A 16544-nucleotide genomic window follows, 5' to 3' on the forward strand; every position below is an offset into this window, starting at 1 on the left:
TGTTGTTAAGTGAAATATCCTCCGAGCTGTCTTTTGATTCGCGGCTCAGGATGGCATGCTCACGAGCAACGTTCACGGGTCGAGACGGGGTAGCGACCCTCAGTCAACCCGAGGGGGCGTTCAGGTGGCCGATTCGTCCGGCCCGTCCCGGCCCACCGGCCGGCCACGCACCGTGCCGCTGCGGCAGATCCTGCCCGCCGTCCTGCGGGACCCGGCCCGCGCGCTGATCGACGTCGGCAACCGCACCGACGGCGACATCGTCCGGCTCAACCTCGGCTCGTTCCGCCCCTACCTGGTCACCCACCCCCGGCACGTGCAGCACGTGCTGCGCGACCGGGCGGACAACTACGAACGGGCCGGCGACGGGCTGTTCTGGCGCCCGGTCAAGCGGCTGTTCGGCGAGGGCATCCTCGGCGAGGGGCAGATCTGGTCGGCCAGCCGCCGGATGCTCCAGCCGATGTTCACCGCCAAGCGGGTCGAGGCGCTCATCGACGGCATGGCCGAGGCCATCTCCGACGCGGTCGACGAGCTGGACGAGCCGTACCGCGCCGGGCGGCCGGTCGACATCGGAGTCGAGCAGGCCCGCATCGTCAGCCGGGCCATCATGAAGGTGCTCTTCGCCGACCGGATCTCGGTGCCGGACGCGATGCGGGTGATCGACGCCCAGGACCGCATCGCCACCGCCGTCATCCCCCGGATCGTGGTGCCGTTCGCGCCGCTGTCGCTGCCCATGCCGGGCGACCGCACGTTCCGCCGCGCGGTGCGCGTCGTCGACGACGTGCTGGTGCCGATCGTCCGGCAGACCCGTGACGAGGCCGACTCCGGCGACGACATCATCTCCACGCTGTGGCAGGCCCGCACCGACGACGGCCGCCAGCTCGACGAGCGGCAGGTCCGCAACGACACCGTGGCCATGTTCGCCGCCACCACCGAGACCACCATCAACGTGCTGACCTGGGCCTGGCCGCACCTGCACCAGCACCCCGAGGTCGCCGAGCGGCTCTACGCCGAGATCGACGAGGTGGTCGGCGGCGAGCCGGTACGCCGCGAGCACCTGGACCGGCTCACCTACACCAAGATGGTGCTGGACGAGCTGCTGCGGCTCTACCCGATCGGCTGGATCATCCCGCGCCGTGCGGTCGCCGACGACGTCATCGACGGCGTGCCCATCGAGGCCGGGGCGACCATGGCGGTCAGCCCGCTGATCACCCAGCGGATGCGGCAGTTCTGGGACCGCCCGGACGAGTTCGACCCAGACCGGTTCCGGCCCGAGCAGGTCCGCGCCCGCCACCGCTACGCCCACTTCCCGTTCGGCGGCGGCCCGCACCAGTGCCTCGGCATGTACCTGTTCTATCTGGAGGCCCAGCTCATCCTCGCCACCATGCTCAGCCGCTACCGCTTCCGGCTGCGCCGCACCGACGTACCCGGGTTGCGGCTGGCCGCGGCGCTGCGACCCCGCCAACGGGTCGAGCTGACCCTGCTCGCCGCCGGCCGGGCGGAGTCGGCGTGACCGGCGCACCGGCGCCCGACCCGATCGAAGCCGCCGCGGAGCAGGGACGGATCTGCGCGCTCGCCGCGCACGGCCAGCGCGGCCTGCGCAAGGTCGCCGCCGCGCACCCGGAGCTGTTCCCCGGTGAGCCGTTCGACGCGACGCTGTTCAGCAGCATCGCCTCGGCCATGGCGTTCAGCGCCCCCTGGCACACGGCCGCCGAGCTGGCCGTCACCAACCGGGCCGTGCTGTGGGGCTTCGCCGTCGACTGGCAGGTCGACCACCAGGCGACCAGCCGGGCCGAGGTCGACCGGATCGCGGCCACCTGCCTGGGCGTGCTCGACGGTGTCGCCACCGACGACCCGCTGGGCCGGTTCCTCGCCGAGCTGCGCGACGACGTCGCCGCCGCGCCCGGCTACCCCGCGCTGCGCGGCCGCTGGCGCGCCAGCATGGAACGCACGTTGGACGCGATGGCCCGGGAGTGGACGTGGCGCGCCACCGGCCGCCCGACGCTGGCCGAATACCTGGCCAACGCGGACAACCTCGCCGCCACCGTGGTCAACGTGGCCCACTGGATCCACACCGGATCGGTGACCGACGCCGCCGCGCTGGACCGGCTGGTCGAGGTCGGCGACGAGGTGCAGCGGGCCCTGCGCCTGGTCAACGACCTGGGCACCCACCGCCGCGACGTGGAGTCCGGCGACCTCAACGCGTTGCTGCTGGTGGATGACCCGGCGGAGATCGAACGACGGTTCGCCGAGCAGGTCGAGCACTGCCGCGTGCTGCTGGCGAAACTGGCCGGCGAGGCGCCCCGGGAGGCCGACTTCCTGTCCCGGCAGCTCGGCTACACCACCGGGTTCTACCGGCACACCGACTTCTGGGGCGTGCGGTGAGCCTCACCGCCGAGCCCGCGACCCGTACCTGGCCGGTGCGCGAGCTGGTCGACGCGCTCGCCCACGACCCGGCCGGGCAGACCTCGCCGTCGGTCTACGAGACCGGCCGGCTGGTCGCGCTCGCGCCGTGGCTGCCCGGCCACGACGCGCGCCTGGCCTGGCTGCTCGACCAGCAGCGCCCGGACGGCGGCTGGGGCGGCCCCGGCGGCTACGCGCTGGTGCCGACGTTGAGCGCCGTCGAGGCGCTGCTGGCCGTGCTGCACCGGGACGGCCCGGCCCCGGCGTCGGCCGCCGCCGCGCACCGGGGGCTGGCGTTCCTGGCCGGCGCGCTGCACGGTGACACCCCGCCCGACCTGCCGGCCACCGACCTGATCGTGCCGGCGCTGCGGGACGCCGTCGACCGGCATCTCACCGGGCCGGCGGGTCCGCCGCCCGGGCTGGCCGGGTGGGCGGACCGGCCCCGCCTGCCGCTGCCGGCCGGTCTCGACCCGACCCGGCTGAGCCGGGTACGCGGAATGCTGGCCGCCGGTCGGCCCGTCCCGGAGAAGCTGGCGCACGCGCTGGAGGTGGCCGGCGAACTGGCCCACCGGGCGGCGGGCGTCCGGCCCTCGTCGAGCGGGGCGGTGGGCGCCTCACCGGCCGCCACGGCCGCCTGGCTCGGCCGGCCCGAACCCGGCGCCGCCCTGGACTACCTGCGAGCCGTCGCCCGGTCCGGCCCGGTGCCCTGCGCCAGCCCGATCACCGTCTTCGAGCGGGCCTGGGTGCTCGCCGTGCTGATCCGGGCCGGTGTCCCGGTGCGCGCGCCCGAGCCGGTCCTGACCGCGCTGCGCGCCGCCGTGGGCGGCTCCGGCGCGGCCACCGCGCCAGGGCTGCCGGCCGACGCCGACACCACGGCCGTCGCGCTCTACGCGCTGGCCCGGCTGGGTCGGCCGCTCGGCGTCGGGCCGCTCGCCGGGTACGACACCGGGCGGCACTTCTGCACCTGGCCGGGGGAGGACGGGGCGTCGCTGACCACCAACGCGCACGTGCTCGACGCGCTCGGCGAGCACCCGAGCCGGCCCGGCGTCACGGCGGCCCGGCGGCGGGTGACCGAGTGGCTGGTGGCGCGGCAGGAGGCGGACGGGCGGTGGGACGACCGCTGGCACGCCTCGGCCTACTACGCCACGTACGCGGTGCTGCTCGCCCTGGCCGACCACGCGCCCGACGGCGCGGCCCGGGCCGCGGTGGAGCGGGGCGTCGGCTGGCTGCTCGACACGCAGCGGCCGGACGGCTCCTGGGGCCGCTGGCACGGCACCGCCGAGGAGACCGCGTACGCGGTGCTCGCCCTGGCCGGCGCCGGCCGGGCCGGGGACGCGCGGGTCGCCGCCGCGCTGGCCCGGGGCCGCGATCGACTGTCCGAGCTGGACGGAAGCGACGGCGGGCCGGCGCTCTGGCACGACAAGGACCTGTATCGGCCGACGTTGATCGTGCGCGCGGCGGTGCTGGCCGCCTCGGGCCGCGCGGGCTGGGCATCGACGTACCGGGCACCTGCCATGATCAGGATCGCTTGAATGGAGTTCACGACGGCTGCTAGCGTGCGCCGGAGTCGATCGGATTTCGAGCCGACCGGAGACCGGGCCAGGACGGTGTGATGGGTTCCCGCAGTACGAATCTCCGTACGAAGATCATCGCCCTGCTGGCGTCGCTGGTCGCGCTCTGGGGCTTCGCGGCCTGGGTGACCGTGCGCGACGGGTTCAACCTGCTCGGCGTGCAGGCGCTCAACGCGCGCGTCTTCGAGCCGAGCGACCCGCTGCTGCTGGAGCTGCAGAACGAGCGCCGGCTCTCGTTGCGCTACCTGGGCGAGTCCGACCCCGGGCAGTTGCAGGAGTTGCAGGCCCAGCGCGGGCGCACCGACTCCGCGGCCGCCACACTGTGGAAGTCGGTGCAGGACTGGCGTACCGAGGTCCCGGCCAGCGACGAGCTGGAGCAGCGGCTCGCCGAGCTGAAGTCCGAGCTGGGCCAGCTCACCCAGGTCCGGGACGAGGTCGGCCGCAAGACCATCGACCGGACCGCCACCCTGTCCGCGTACGACGAGGCGGTCGACGGGATCTTCGCGGTCTTCGACGCGCTCGGCGGCCTCGACGACGACCAGATCGCCCGGGACACCGCCGCGCTGATCGACCTGAACCGCTCCCGCGAGCTGCTGTCCCAACAGGACGCCCTGCTCACCGGCGCGGTCGCGGCCAACCGGCTGACCGTCGCCGAGCAGACCGCGTTCGCCCGGCTGGTCGGCGCGCAGTGGTTCCTCGCCGACCGCACCGCCCGCGAGCTGGCCCCGAGCGACCGGGCCCGCTATCAGCAGATGGTCGAGGGCGAGGCGTTCGGGCAGCTCCGCACCCTGCAGGACCGGGTGCTCGCGGCCAAGGGCGAGGACGTGCGTCCCCCGCTCACCGCCGACGCCTGGCGGGCCGCCGCCGACCGGGCGATGGCCGACCTGCGCGGGGTGATCCTCGCCGGTGGTGAGGACATCGTGTCCCGGGCCACCCCGGTCGCCGTCGGCGTCATCGTCCGGCTGGTGCTCGCCGCCGGTCTCGGCCTGATCGCCGTCGTCGCGTCCGTCATCGTCTCGATCACCACGGCCCGGGCGCTGGTCCGGCAGTTGGAACGGCTGCGCGAGGCGGCGTTCCGACTGGCCAACGAGCGGCTGCCCAGCGTGGTGGAACGGCTCGGCCGGGGCGAGGAGGTGGACGTCCAACGGGAGGCGCCACCGTTGCAGTTCGGCGACGACGAGATCGGCCAGGTCGGCAAGGCCTTCAACGTGGTGCAGGAGACCGCCGTCCGGATCGCCGTCGAGCAGGCCGAGCTGCGCCGCAGCGTCCGCGACGTGTTCCTGAGCCTGGCCCGGCGCACCCAGGCGCTGGTGCACCGCCAGCTCACCCTGCTCGACGCCATGGAACGCCGGGAGCACGACGCCGAGGAGCTGGAGGACCTGTTCCGGGTCGACCACCTGGCCACCCGGATGCGGCGCAACGCGGAGAACCTGATCGTGCTCTCCGGGTCGACCCCGGGCCGCGCCTGGCGGCGCAGCGTGCCGATGGTCGACGTGGTGCGCGGCGCGGTCGCCGAGGTCGAGGACTACACCCGGGTCACCGTCCGGCCGCTGGGCGCGGTGTCGCTGACCGGTCGCGCGGTCGGTGACGTGATCCACCTGCTGGCCGAGCTGATCGAGAACGGCCTGTCCTTCTCGCCGCCGCAGACCACCGTCGAGGTCCGCGGCCAGTTGGTCGCCAACGGCTTCGCCATCGAGATCGAGGACCGGGGCCTCGGCATGAGCGGCGACGAGCTGGCCGCCGCGAACGCGCGCATCGTCGACCGTTCCGAGCTGAACCTGGCCGACGCGGCCCGGCTCGGCCTCTTCGTGGTCAGCCGGCTCACCGAGCGGCACGGCGTGCGGGTGCAGCTCCGCGAGTCCGCCTACGGCGGGACCACCGCGGTGGTGCTGATCCCGCGCGAGCTGATCGCCGAGGACACCAACGGCTTCGTCGGGGCCCCCGAGGTGACCGCCGCGCCGGCGCCGGCCGACGAGCCGGTCGAGACGCCGCCCGCCGCCGCTGACGAGACCGTCGCGGTCCGGCCGGTCGAGGCCGGCGACAGCACGGCGACCACCCCGGAGGACAGCGGCACGCCGGAGGTCGAGCCGGAGCCGGAGGCGCCCCGGCTGACCCCGTCCGGGCTGCCGGCGCGTACCCGCAAACGGCAGTCGGCGGTGGCCGGGCCGACCGCGGAGCTGGCCATGGTCGAGACCCGCGCCGCACCGGCGGCGGCCGACGCGGCCCCGCCGGTCACCGACGCCGGGTTGCCGGTCCGGGTGCGCCAGGCCAGTCTGAACCCGGAGCTGCGGCACGAGCAGTCCGATGCGGACGACGACGGGGCGGAGGACGCGGCGCGCGCGCCCGAGCAGGTGCGCCGGATGATGAGCTCCTACCAGAGCGGAACCCGACGCGGCCGCACCGACGCGGCGCGGCTGCTCGGCGGGGCGCGCGGGGCCGGCGGCGGGCCGGCCGACGACAACGAGCAGGCCACCTGACCGGACGTCGACGCGGACGGATCCGGGACGAGAACGGCACACCAGCCGGGGAGAAGAGGACGACGAGTGGCGCAGAAGACGGCTTCGAGCGCGGATCTTGCGTGGCTGCTGGATGACCTGGTCGGCCGGGTCAAGCAGGCGGAACACGCCGTGGCGCTCTCCACCGACGGACTGCTGATGGCCTCGTCCCGCGGGTTGAGCCGGGACGACGGCGAGCACCTGGCGGCGATGGCGGCGGGCATCCAGAGCCTCGCCCGCGGCGCCGGCAAGCGGTTCGGCGGTGGTCAGGTGCAGCAGACCATCATCGAGATGCAGTCCTCCTTCCTCTTCGTCACCGCGGCCGGCCGCAACGCCTGCCTCGCGGTGCTCGCGTCGGAGGACGCGGACGTCGGCCTGATCGCGTACGAGATGGCCATGCTCGTCACCCGGGTCGGCCGGTTCGTCGCGTCACCGACCAGGGAACAGCCCCTCGGCGAGAACGCGGCGCGATGACCGGCCCGGGGGAGCCCACGGAGCAGGAGTGGGTGGACGACCACGCGGGCCCGGTGGTTCGCCCGTACGCGGTGACCGGCGGCCGGGCGCGCCCGGTGACCGGCACGTTCGATCTGATCTCCCTGGTGACCGCGACGCGGAACGAGGTGGGGTCGGAGTCCGGGCTCGGCCCGGAGCACGTGGCGATCGTGGGCCTCTGCCAGCGGATCCAGTCCGTGGCCGAGATCGCCGCCCATCTCGACCTGCCCGTGGGCACCGTCCGGGTCCTCCTGGGAGACCTGGCCGCCCGCAGCCTGGTGCAGGTACGCGAGCCGCGCGCGACCCCCGCCGGCCTTCCCGACGAGCACGTTTTCGAGGCGGTAATCAATGGACTACGGGCGCTCTGAGCGGCCGGCGGGAGCGGCGCCGCTGCCCACCGCGATCAAGATCCTGATCGCCGGCGGTTTCGGCGTGGGCAAGACCACCATGGTCGGCGCGGTCAGCGAGACCAGGCCGTTGCGCACCGAGGAGGTGCTGACCGAGACCGGGATCGGCATCGACGACCTGTCCGGTGTGGAGGCGAAGTCGACCACCACCGTGGCGATGGACTTCGGCCGGATCACCATCAGCGACGACCTGGTGCTCTACCTGTTCGGCACGCCCGGTCAGGACCGGTTCTGGTTCGTCTGGGACGAGCTGGCGCTCGGCGCGCTCGGCGCGGTGGTGCTCGCCGACACCCGCCGGCTGGCCGACTGCTTCCCGTCGATCGACTACTTCGAGGGACGGGGCACGCCGTTCGTGGTGGCGGTGAACTGCTTCGAGGGCGCCCGCACGTTCCGGCTGGACGAGGTGCAGGCGGCGCTCGACCTGGACCCGGGCGTGCCGGTGGTGCTCTGCGACGCGCGGCAGCGCGAGTCCGCCAAGGAGGTGCTGATCACGCTGCTGGAGCACGCCATGAAGCTGCGGGAGGCGCGGCGGCGGGCCGCCGGTGACTGACCCGACCGTGTCCGTCCGGGCGATGGCCCCGGCGGAGTTCGACCGCTGGCAGGACGAGCTGGCCGTGGAGTACGCGCGGGAGCACGTCACCGCCGGCAACTGGACCGCCGAGGAGGGCCTCGGTCGGGCGCGGACGGCCATCGCCGCCCTGCTGCCGGACGGCATGGCCACCGTCGGCCAGCTCATCCTGGTCGGCGAGCTGGCCGACGGCACCCCGATCGGCCGGATCTGGATCAGCCTGACGCATCCGCGTGGCCTGCCCGACTGCGCCTTCATCCAGGACATCGAGGTGTCCACCGAGCACCGCGGCAGAGGGCTGGGGCGGGCGCTGCTGGCGGCCGGCGAGCGGGTGGCCCGGGAGCGGGGTGCCCGGGCGCTGGAGCTGAACGTCTTCGGCGCCAACGAGACGGCCGCGACGCTCTACCGCACGTCCGGCTACCGGGTGGTCACCCAGCAGATGCGCAAGGACCTGCTCGACTAGGGGCGCGCCGGCGCGGCCGGTGACCGTGCGGCGTGGCGTCGTCAGAGGCGGGTGGCGGTGCGGACCAGGGCGGCCAGGGACCGCGACCGGCTGTGCGGCGGCCACGCGATCACCGTGGTCACCGCCGGCGCGTCCGGCACCGGCACGGCGGTCAGGTCGGGGCGCAGGAGCGTCCGGCACGACTCGGGGAGCACCGCCGCGGCCCGGCCGAGCGCGATGAGCTGGAGCAGTTGGGCGTGGTCGCGGACCTCGGGCCCCGGCCCGTCCGGATACGAGCCGTCCCGGCGCGGCCAGCGCGGCAACGGCAGGTCGGGAAGCGCCTCCACGTCGGCCGACCGCAGGTGCGACCGGGCGGCCAGCGGGTGCGCCGCCGGCAACACCACGACCTGCTGCTCCGTCACCAGTTCCTCGGTGTCCAGGCCGGCCGTCGAGTCGAACGGCAGGTGCAGCAGCGCCACGTCGGCCCGCCCGTCACGCAGCAGCCGTTCCTGCTCCCCGACGCCGCACAGCAGCACCTCCACGGCCACCGCCTCGGGCTCGGCGGCGTAGGCGTCGAGCAGTTTCGGCAGCAGCTCGCTGGACGCGCCGGCCTTGCTGGCCAGCACCAGGCCGGGCCCGCCGCCGGCGGCGGACGCGGCACGTCGGGTGCGGCGGTCGGCGGCGGCCACCGCGTCCAACGCGGCCCGGCCCTCGCGCAGCAGCACCACGCCGGCCGGGGTCAGCGTGACGGACCGGCTGTCGCGGTCCAGCAGCGTCGCCCCGAGCCGCCGTTCGAGCTGCCGGATCGCCCGCGACAGCGGCGGCTGGGCGATGCCGAGGCGTCGCGCGGCACGCCCGAAGTGCAGCTCCTCGGCGACCGCGACGAAGTAGCGCAGCTCCCGCGTCTCCATCCGGCCACCGTACCCCGTTCGATACCCGCCGGGTATCGGCGGCTACCGAGACGGTGTTGGCCGGCGGCCGGCGGCGCGGACAGGATCGACCGCATGAGCGAACGCACGACCGCGCTGGTGACCGGTGCGAACAAGGGAATCGGGTACGAGATCGCGGCCGGCCTGGGCGCGCTCGGCTGGCAGGTGGGCGTCGGCGCCCGGGACGAGCAGCGCCGGGAGGCCGCCGTGGCGAAGCTGCGCGCGGACGGCGTGGACGCGTTCGGCGTACCGCTGGACGTGACCGACGACGCGAGCGTGGCCGCCGCCGTCGGCCTGCTCCGGGAGCGGGTCGGCGGCCTCGACGTGCTGGTGAACAACGCGGCCGTCACCGGCGGGACGCCGCAGCAGCCCGGCGGCGCGGACGTGGCGACCGTGCGGGCGGCGGTCGAGGTGAACGTGATCGGGGTCGTGCGGGTCGTGGAGGCGATGCTGCCGCTGCTGCGCCGCTCGGCGTCGCCCCGGATCGTCAACATGTCCAGCGGGGTCGGCTCGCTGACCCGGCAGAGCGCCTCCGCCGGGGATCGCCAGACCGGGCCGCTGTCGGTGGCCTACGCGCCGTCGAAGTCGATGCTCAACGCGGTGACCATCCAGTACGCCCGGGCGCTGGCCGACACGAACATCCTGGTCAACGCCGCCTGCCCCGGCTACGTCGCGACGGACCTGAACGGCTTCAGCGGGGTGCGGACGCCGCAGCAGGGCGCGGCGATCGCGATCCGGCTCGCCACGCTGCCGGACGACGGGCCGACCGGCGGGTTCTTCGAGGACGCCGGCGTGGTGCCCTGGTGACGGCCGGGTCGGCGTCACGTGGGACGGGGTGGGCGGTGCCTCAGGTGACCGCCAGCAGCACGCCCTCGCCCTGCGTCGCGGCGGTGCGGTAGAACCGGCGCAGCTCGACGAAGCTCGGCCAGAGATAGGTGTCGAACTCATCGTCGCCGTCGTGCCAGATGGCCGGGTAGATCCCCTCGTCGGTCATGGCGTCCGGGTCGAAGCGGGCGCGCAGCGTCGCCTCGTTGACCGCGTCGAGCCCGTCGGCCACCGCGCGGACGGCGTCCGGGGCGAGCAGCCGGGGCGGGCCGTAGCCGACGTCGTCGCCGATCGGCTCGCCGCCGAGGATCGCCGCCCCGGCGCCGTCGTCGGTGTCCCACGCGGTCCCGGTCAACAGGTAGTGCAGCCCGTGCCAGGATTTGTCCAGGTCGAGGAGGGGGTCGTCGCCGTGCAGCAGCGGCGCCACCGTCGTCGGGTCGGCCGCCGCCGCCGACAGTTCCGGGCCGGAGAGCCGGCGTCCAATCAAAACCATGCCCATGGCGCGGCACGCTAGCGCGACGGTACGACGGTCGTGCCATGATCGGCGGCGTGGCTACCGAGTCCCGGCACCTCAGCGTGCACATCGATCGCCCGGTGGCGGCGGTCTACGCGTTCGTGGCCGACCCGGCCAACCTGCCGCGCTGGGCGCCCGGCCTGGGTGGCTCGGTGACCCGTGACGGCGACGACTGGTTCGTGGACACCCCCGAGGGGCGGGCGCGGCTGACGTTCGCCCCGGCCAACGACTACGGCGTGCTCGACCATGAGGTGCACACGCCGGCCGGTGAGACGGTGTACGTGCCGCTGCGTGCCGTCGCCGACGGCGAGGGCACCGAGGTGGTGTTCAGCCTGCGTCGAGGACCGGGCATGAGCGACGCCGACTTCGAGCGGGACACCGCGCTGGTCCAGGGCGACCTGGCCCGGCTCAAGGCGGTGCTGGAGGAGATGTAAGGAGGGGCCCCTTGTTAACAGACGTCTGTTAACAAGGGGCCCCTCCTAACCACAAAACCTCAGCTCGCGATCATCCGGCGCAGCACGTACTGCAGGATGCCGCCGTGCCGGTAGTAGTCCGCCTCACCGGGGGTGTCGATGCGGACCACGGCGTCGAACTCCACGCCGGTGTCGGTGGTGACCTTCACCGTGCGCGGGGTCTCGCCGTCGTTCAGCGCGGTCACGCCGCTGATCGAGAACGTCTCGGTGCCGGTCAGGCCCAGCGACTCCGCGGTGGTGTCCACCGGGAACTGCAGGGGCAGGACGCCCATGCCGATCAGGTTCGAGCGGTGGATCCGCTCGTACGACTCGGCGACGACCGCCTTCACGCCGAGCAGCATGGTGCCCTTGGCCGCCCAGTCGCGCGACGAGCCCGAGCCGTACTCCTTGCCGGCCAGGATGACCAGCGGGACGCCCGCCTCCTGGTAGGCCATCGAGGCGTCGTAGATCGAGGACTGGTCGCCGGTCAGGTGGTTGACCGTGAAGCCGCCCTCCACACCCGGGACGAGCTGGTTGCGCAGCCGAATGTTGGCGAACGTGCCCCGGATCATCACCTCGTGGTTGCCGCGGCGGGAGCCGTACGAGTTGAACTCGTGCCGGGCCACGCCGTGCTCGGCCAGGTACGTCCCGGCGGGGGAGTCCGCCTTGATCGAGCCGGCCGGGGAGATGTGGTCGGTGGTCACCGAGTCGCCCAGCTTCGCCAGCACCCGCGCGCCGGCGATGTCCTGCACCGGGGTCGGCTGCTGCTGCATGCCCTCGAAGTACGGGGGCTTGCGCACGTAGGTCGACTCGCCGTCCCAGGAGAACGTGTCACCGGTCGGGGTCGGCAGCGACTGCCAGCGCTCGTCACCGGCGAACACGTCGGCGTACGCGGCGCTGAAGCCGGTGGCGCCGATCGCCGAGGCGATGACGTCCTGGATCTCGGCGGTGTTCGGCCAGATCTCCCGCAGGAACACCGGGTTGCCCTCGGAGTCCTCGCCGATCGGCTCGTTGGCCAGGTCGATGTCCATGGTGCCGGCGAGCGCGTACGCGACCACCAGGGGCGGGGACGCCAGGTAGTTCATCTTGACGTCCGGGTTGATCCGGCCCTCGAAGTTGCGGTTGCCGGACAGCACCGAGACGACGGCCAGGTCGCCCTCGTTGACGGCGGCGGAGACCTCCTCCGGCAGCGGACCGGAGTTGCCGATGCAGGTGGTGCAGCCGTAGCCGACCAGGTTGAAGCCGAGCTTCTCCAGGTAGGGCGTGAGGCCGGCGCGGTCGTAGTAGTCCATGACGACCTTGGAGCCCGGCGCCAGGGTGGTCTTCACCCACGGCTTGCGGGCCAGGCCCTTCTCCACCGCGTTGCGGGCGAGCAGCGCCGCGCCGATCATCACCTGCGGGTTCGAGGTGTTGGTGCAGGAGGTGATCGCGGCGATCACCACGGCGCCGTGGTCCAGCTCGTACTCGACGCCGTCGGCGCCGGTCACCCGGACCGGGTTGCTGGCCCGGCCGCCCGCGCCCACGGCGGCGGTCTCCAGGTCACGCGGCGCGTCCGCCGGGTCGTTGACCCCGTTGGCCGGGGCGTCGCTGGCCGGGAAGGACTCGGCGCTGGCCTCGTCGGCCGGGCCGTCGGTGCCGAACGGCTTCTGCTGCTGCGGCACGCCCGGCTTGCGGCCCGGGTCGCCGCCGGTCTCGTCGGCCGCGACGTAGTCGGTCAGCGCCGAGCGGAACAGCGTCTTGGCGCTACCGAGCGGCACCCGGTCCTGCGGGCGCTTCGGGCCGGCCAGGGAGGGCTCGATGGTGCCGAGGTCCAGCTCCAGGCGCTCCGAGTACGCCGGCTCGTGGTTCGGGTCGTGCCAGAGGCCCTGCTCCTTGGCGTACGCCTCGACCAGCGCGACCTGCTGCGGGTCGCGCCCGGTCAGCTCCAGGTAGCGCACGGTCTCGCCGTCGATCGGGAAGATCGCGACGGTGGAGCCGTACTCCGGGGACATGTTGCCGATGGTGGCGCGGTTGGCCAGCGGCACCGCGCTGACGCCCGGGCCGTAGAACTCGACGAACTTGCCGACCACGCCGTGCTTGCGCAGCATCTCGGTGATGGTCAGCACCAGGTCGGTGGCGGTGGTGCCGGCCGGCATCTCGCCGGAGAGCTTGAAGCCGACGACCCTCGGGATCAGCATGCTGACCGGCTGGCCGAGCATCGCGGCCTCGGCCTCGATGCCGCCGACGCCCCAGCCCAGCACGCCCAGGCCGTTGACCATGGTGGTGTGCGAGTCGGTGCCGACGACGGTGTCCGGGTACGCCTGACCGTTGCGCTCCATGATCGTGCGGGCCAGGTACTCGATGTTGACCTGGTGCACGATGCCGGTGCCCGGCGGGACGACCTTGAACTCGTTGAACGCGCTCTGGCCCCAGCGCAGGAACTGGTAGCGCTCCTTGTTGCGCTCGTACTCCAGCTCGACGTTGCGCTCGAACGCGTCCTCGCGGCCGAACAGGTCGGCGATGACGGAGTGGTCGATGACCAGCTCGGCCGGGGCGAGCGGGTTCACCTTGGTGGCGTCGCCGCCCAGGTCGCGGACGGCCTCGCGCATGGTGGCCAGGTCGACGACGCAGGGCACGCCGGTGAAGTCCTGCATCAGCACCCGGGCCGGGGTGAACTGGATCTCCACGCTCGGGTCGGCACTGGGGTCCCAGCCGCCGAGCTGCCGGATGTGGTCGGCGGTGATGTTCGCGCCGTCCTCCGTCCGCAGCAGGTTCTCCAGCAGGATCTTCAGGCTGTAGGGCAGTCTGTCGTGCCCCGGAACCTGGCCGATCTTGAAAATCTCGTAGCTCGCGTCTCCGACGCGTAGCTGGGTCTTCGCACCGAAGGTGTCGAGGCTCGCCACGTCGTACTCCTTCACACCAGCGACCGTGAGTAGTCCTGAGCAGTTTGTCGCACCGACCGGGGCGCCGCCGTGCTTAGGCGACACTTACCTGCGTCGGTCTCTACAAAACCGTACGTCCGTCTTGCTATTCGCGCAACCTCGTGCCACGCTGCGGGACGAGGAGGTGCCACCATGATCCACCACGTCCTGCTGGCCTGCCCGCGCGGCTCCGAGGACCTCTCCCGCTCCTTCTACGCCGGGCTGCTCGGCCTCACCGAGAAGCCCAAACCCCCGGCCCTCGCCGCCCGCGGCGGTTGCTGGTTCACCGGGTACGACGCCGAGCTGCACCTCGGCGTCGAGGACGACTTCGTGCCCGCCCGCAAGGCCCACCCGGCGCTGGTCCGCACCGACCTGGACGACCTCGCCGCCCGCCTCGACGCCGCCGGCCACGCCGTGACCTGGGGCGACGACGAGATTCCCGGGATGCGGCGGTTCCACACGCACGACCCGCACGGCAACCGGCTGGAGTTCCTGGCACCCACGGGCGGAGGTCCGCGCGGGTAGTGTCGAGGCGTGGTCGACGTGCAGCACTGGCTCTCCGCGCTACCCCCGGGCGTGATCTACCTGATCGTCGCCGGGGTGATCGGCGTCGAGAGCATGGGCGTCCCACTGCCCGGCGAGATCGTGCTGGTCAGCTCCGCCCTGCTGGCCGCCACCGGGGTGGTCCAGCCCGAGTGGGTGGCCGCCGCCGCCGCGACCGGCGCGATCGTCGGCGACTCAATCGGGTACGCGGTGGGCCGCCGCGGTGGCCGGCCGCTGCTGGAACGGCTGGGCCGGCGCTTCCCCAAGCACCTCGGCCCGGCCCACCTGGCCCGCGCCGAGCAGAGCTTCGCCCGCCACGGCGTCTGGGCGGTCTTCTTCGGGCGGTTCGTCGCGCTGCTGCGCATCCTCGCCGGCCCGCTGGCCGGGGCGCTGCACGTGCCGTACCGCCGGTTCCTGGTGGCAAACGCGGCCGGCGGCCTGGTCTGGGCCTTCGGCACCACCTACCTGCTGTTCTACCTCGGGCGGGCCGCCGAGCACTGGCTCAAGGACATCTCCTGGGCCGGGCTGGTGCTCGCCGTGCTGGCCGGCCTGGTCAGCACCTGGTGGCTGCGCCGCCGCGCGAAGCGACTGGGCCCGGTCGAGACGCCGCCCGACCAGGTCGAGCCGGTCGGCGCCACGGAACGCTGAGACGCAGGAAGGGCCCGTCCCCTGGTGGGGTCGGGCCCTTCGTGTGTGTGTGGGGGGTGTCAGCGGGTGCTGTAGCCGCGGGTGGCGATCCAGTCGGCGAGGTTGTCGACGGTGATGCGGTAGGAGGCGGTGTTCGGGTTGGCGCTGTCGGCGATGGTGACGGTTTCGCCGTTGTTCTGGTAGCCGACGACGCTGATGTAGTGGCCGCCTTCGAAGGAGTGGGTGGTGCCGTCGGTGTCGGTGGTGGTGCCGGCGATGTTGGCGACCACGGCGCGTCCGTCGTCGACGGTGTGGACGATGTCGGCGCGCAGCTTGTCGGTCTGGGTGTTGTCGGCCTTGGGGCTGCGGATCTCGACGGAGCGGTAGGGCTTGCCGGTTTCCTTGTTCAGGACCGGGGTGATGTCGTTGATGCTGTTGGTGCCGTTCTCGGTGGTGCCCATCTCCTTGGCCATGGCGTCGACGTCGATGTTCTTGCCCAGGACGCTGATGGCGTTGCGGGCGGCGGCGGGGCCGCAGTAGTAGAAGTTCGGCTGTGCCTCGTAGCGCACGTTCAGCTCCCGCTCGCCGTGACCCTTGCGGTCGGCGACGACGGTGCTCTTCTCGGCCGGGGCGGCGTGGGCGGCGATGGCGGGCCCGGCGATACCGCCGGCGGTGGCGGCGATACCGGCAGCGGTCAGCACGGTGTTACGCAGCAGGGTGGTAGCCATGATGGTTGCCTCCCAAGGGGGGTGACGCGGCAGGGGTTGCCGCGAGAGAGGGGGTAAGTCTTGGCGGGGTGGGCTCGGCGGCCGGTTGGCCTGCTCGGGGCCCGTACGCCGGGGCCACGGGGGTGGCCTGCTCGGCGGCTCAGGGGGATGTAACGACGGCCGGTGGCCGGTCATTCCGACGCCTGCCGGGCCGAGGGCTCGGCGGCCCGGGGGATGTAACGACGGCCGGTGGCCGGGCATTCCGACCGGGGCTGCCGGCGGCCAGGGGCCGGGCTCCACGCGGTCTGCCAGGTATAACGCCCCACCCCCGGCGACGATTCCGCCACCACGATGACGCCCACCACCGCCGATCCGGACATCAGCGCCGTGCGGCCCAAGCGGGATCGACCAATCGTGGATCTTGGTATGAAACGGCCCCCGGAGGGGCGGGTTCGCACCAAGATCTCCACGTCTCCCAACGCTCGGACAACTGTGACACCCATGGGGTGGACGTGCCCGACTCCGACGATGGGTGCGGCCGCGGCGGAACGGCGCCGATGCGGCGGCACGGTGATATGGCGGTCGTCGTCCCGACCGCGTCGGATGTCCGGATTTCGTAGCGGGGCCGGACTCGACGGGCGCGAGCCGGCCGGGCGGACACCGACGCGGGGG

At 73.3% G+C, this 16544-nt stretch carries 16 protein-coding genes; 12 read left to right on the forward strand and 4 right to left on the reverse strand.

The window, feature by feature from the left end:
* Positions 1-172: 172 nt before the first annotated feature.
* The 8 genes from H1D33_RS03925 to H1D33_RS03960 all read left to right on the forward strand — a co-directional run bounded on the left by H1D33_RS03925 (position 173) and on the right by H1D33_RS03960 (position 8396).
* Positions 173-1510 carry a cytochrome P450 gene (locus H1D33_RS03925; RefSeq protein ID WP_181572918.1) on the forward strand — a complete coding sequence of 446 codons (1338 nt, stop codon included), beginning with the start codon at positions 173-175 and terminating at the stop codon, positions 1508-1510.
* A complete protein-coding gene (locus tag H1D33_RS03930; protein ID WP_181569358.1) occupies positions 1507-2382 on the forward strand; it encodes a terpene synthase family protein in 876 nt (291 codons plus the stop codon). Before H1D33_RS03925 ends, H1D33_RS03930 begins: the two co-directional genes overlap by 4 nt.
* Complete coding sequence (locus tag H1D33_RS03935; protein ID WP_181569357.1) at positions 2379-3932, forward strand: prenyltransferase/squalene oxidase repeat-containing protein; 1554 nt, start codon at positions 2379-2381, stop codon at positions 3930-3932. Before H1D33_RS03930 ends, H1D33_RS03935 begins: the two co-directional genes overlap by 4 nt.
* Before the next feature lie 80 nt (positions 3933-4012).
* Positions 4013-6448 carry a sensor histidine kinase gene (locus H1D33_RS03940; RefSeq protein ID WP_181569356.1) on the forward strand — a complete coding sequence of 812 codons (2436 nt, stop codon included), beginning with the start codon at positions 4013-4015 and terminating at the stop codon, positions 6446-6448.
* Positions 6449-6514: 66 nt separating this feature from the next.
* Positions 6515-6940, forward strand: coding sequence for a roadblock/LC7 domain-containing protein (locus H1D33_RS03945; RefSeq protein ID WP_181569355.1), 426 nt, complete (start codon positions 6515-6517; stop codon positions 6938-6940).
* Entirely contained in the window at positions 6937-7326 is a 390-nt protein-coding gene (locus tag H1D33_RS03950; protein ID WP_181569354.1) for a DUF742 domain-containing protein, read from the forward strand. The genes H1D33_RS03945 and H1D33_RS03950 overlap by 4 nt, the downstream gene beginning before the upstream one ends.
* Positions 7307-7915, forward strand: a complete 609-nt coding sequence (locus H1D33_RS03955) for a GTP-binding protein (RefSeq protein WP_181569353.1) — start codon at positions 7307-7309, stop codon at positions 7913-7915. Before H1D33_RS03950 ends, H1D33_RS03955 begins: the two co-directional genes overlap by 20 nt.
* Positions 7908-8396 carry a GNAT family N-acetyltransferase gene (locus H1D33_RS03960; protein ID WP_181569352.1) on the forward strand — a complete coding sequence of 163 codons (489 nt, stop codon included), beginning with the start codon at positions 7908-7910 and terminating at the stop codon, positions 8394-8396. Before H1D33_RS03955 ends, H1D33_RS03960 begins: the two co-directional genes overlap by 8 nt.
* A gap of 41 nt (positions 8397-8437) precedes the next feature.
* Here the strand turns inward: H1D33_RS03960 and H1D33_RS03965 are convergent, their stop codons facing one another.
* Positions 8438-9286, reverse strand: coding sequence for a LysR family transcriptional regulator (locus H1D33_RS03965; RefSeq protein WP_181569351.1), 849 nt, complete (start codon positions 9284-9286; stop codon positions 8438-8440).
* 93 nt (positions 9287-9379) lie between these two features.
* Here H1D33_RS03965 and H1D33_RS03970 point away from each other — a divergent pair, with 93 nt between their 5' ends.
* Entirely contained in the window at positions 9380-10111 is a 732-nt protein-coding gene (locus H1D33_RS03970) for an SDR family NAD(P)-dependent oxidoreductase (RefSeq protein WP_181569350.1), read from the forward strand.
* Positions 10112-10151: 40 nt separating this feature from the next.
* Here H1D33_RS03970 and H1D33_RS03975 read toward each other — a convergent pair whose 3' ends face one another.
* On the reverse strand, positions 10152-10628 hold the full coding sequence (locus tag H1D33_RS03975) for a YfbM family protein (protein WP_181569349.1): 477 nt from the start codon (positions 10626-10628) through the stop codon (positions 10152-10154).
* Between the two features lie 50 nt (positions 10629-10678).
* On the opposite strand from H1D33_RS03975, the gene H1D33_RS03980 reads away from it, so the two are divergent.
* The gene (locus H1D33_RS03980; RefSeq protein ID WP_220138717.1) at positions 10679-11077 is read left to right on the forward strand and encodes an SRPBCC family protein; all 399 of its coding nucleotides are present in this window, start codon (positions 10679-10681) and stop codon (positions 11075-11077) included.
* A 59-nt stretch (positions 11078-11136) separates the two neighbouring features.
* Here the strand turns inward: H1D33_RS03980 and H1D33_RS03985 are convergent, their stop codons facing one another.
* The gene (locus H1D33_RS03985) at positions 11137-13992 is read right to left on the reverse strand and encodes an aconitate hydratase (protein WP_181569347.1); all 2856 of its coding nucleotides are present in this window, start codon (positions 13990-13992) and stop codon (positions 11137-11139) included.
* Positions 13993-14148: 156 nt separating this feature from the next.
* Between H1D33_RS03985 and H1D33_RS03990 the strand changes: the two genes are divergently transcribed.
* Entirely contained in the window at positions 14149-14520 is a 372-nt protein-coding gene (locus H1D33_RS03990; RefSeq protein WP_181569346.1) for a VOC family protein, read from the forward strand.
* Positions 14521-14529: 9 nt separating this feature from the next.
* The gene (locus H1D33_RS03995; protein ID WP_181569345.1) at positions 14530-15186 is read left to right on the forward strand and encodes a DedA family protein; all 657 of its coding nucleotides are present in this window, start codon (positions 14530-14532) and stop codon (positions 15184-15186) included.
* A 59-nt stretch (positions 15187-15245) separates the two neighbouring features.
* Here H1D33_RS03995 and H1D33_RS04000 read toward each other — a convergent pair whose 3' ends face one another.
* The gene (locus tag H1D33_RS04000) at positions 15246-15893 is read right to left on the reverse strand and encodes a C39 family peptidase (protein WP_181569344.1); all 648 of its coding nucleotides are present in this window, start codon (positions 15891-15893) and stop codon (positions 15246-15248) included.
* Positions 15894-16544 lie beyond the last annotated feature (651 nt).

It is taken from the genome of Micromonospora ferruginea, assembly GCF_013694245.2.
Lineage (GTDB): Bacteria > Actinomycetota > Actinomycetes > Mycobacteriales > Micromonosporaceae > Micromonospora > Micromonospora robiginosa.

Coding starts and splice junctions, on each gene's coding strand:
- H1D33_RS03940 (WP_181569356.1), top strand. CDS start 4,013: ATGGGTTCCCGCAGTACGAATCTCCGTACGAAGATCATCGCCCTGCTG.
- H1D33_RS03950 (WP_181569354.1), top strand. CDS start 6,937: ATGACCGGCCCGGGGGAGCCCACGGAGCAGGAGTGGGTGGACGACCAC.
- H1D33_RS03955 (WP_181569353.1), top strand. CDS start 7,307: ATGGACTACGGGCGCTCTGAGCGGCCGGCGGGAGCGGCGCCGCTGCCC.
- H1D33_RS03965 (WP_181569351.1), bottom strand. CDS start 9,286: ATGGAGACGCGGGAGCTGCGCTACTTCGTCGCGGTCGCCGAGGAGCTG.
- H1D33_RS03970 (WP_181569350.1), top strand. CDS start 9,380: ATGAGCGAACGCACGACCGCGCTGGTGACCGGTGCGAACAAGGGAATC.
- H1D33_RS03975 (WP_181569349.1), bottom strand. CDS start 10,628: ATGGGCATGGTTTTGATTGGACGCCGGCTCTCCGGCCCGGAACTGTCG.
- H1D33_RS03990 (WP_181569346.1), top strand. CDS start 14,149: ATGATCCACCACGTCCTGCTGGCCTGCCCGCGCGGCTCCGAGGACCTC.
- H1D33_RS04000 (WP_181569344.1), bottom strand. CDS start 15,893: ATGGCTACCACCCTGCTGCGTAACACCGTGCTGACCGCTGCCGGTATC.